The following is a 524-nucleotide window of genomic DNA, read 5'->3' as shown; positions in this document are numbered from 1 at the left end:
GGTGGTTCCGAGTGGAAGGGCCATCGCTCAACGGATAAAAGCTACCCTGGGGATAACAGGCTGATCTCCCCCAAGAGTCCACATCGACGGGGAGGTTTGGCACCTCGATGTCGGCTCATCACATCCTGGGGCTGTAGTAGGTCCCAAGGGTTGGGCTGTTCGCCCATTAAAGTGGTACGCGAGCTGGGTTCAGAACGTCGTGAGACAGTTCGGTCCCTATCCGTCGCAGGCGTAGGAAATTTGAGAGGAGCTGTCCTTAGTACGAGAGGACCGGGATGGACATACCTCTGGTGCACCAGTTGTCACGCCAGTGGCATAGCTGGGTAGCTATGTATGGACTGGATAAGCGCTGAAAGCATCTAAGCGCGAAGCCACCCTCAAGATAAGATTTCCCACTTTTTAAGGTAAGACCCCAAGAAGACTACTTGGTTGATAGGCTCAAGGTGTAAGCGCAGTAATGTGTTCAGCTTATGAGTACTAATAGGTCGAGGACTTGACCAAATATGCTATGCAGTTTTGAAAGT

General features: G+C 51.7%; 1 rRNA gene. It reads left to right on the top strand.

The window, feature by feature from the left end:
* Positions 1 to 501 (top strand): 23S ribosomal RNA (locus tag CLOTH_RS10515); the annotation flags it as partial.
* Positions 502 to 524: the final 23 nt, after the last annotated feature.

The organism is Alkalithermobacter paradoxus (assembly GCA_002029295.1).
GTDB lineage: Bacteria > Bacillota > Clostridia > Peptostreptococcales > Peptostreptococcaceae > Alkalithermobacter > Alkalithermobacter paradoxus.
Note: the sequence above shows the minus strand (reverse complement) of the source record. Positions and strands in the feature narration are given on the sequence as shown.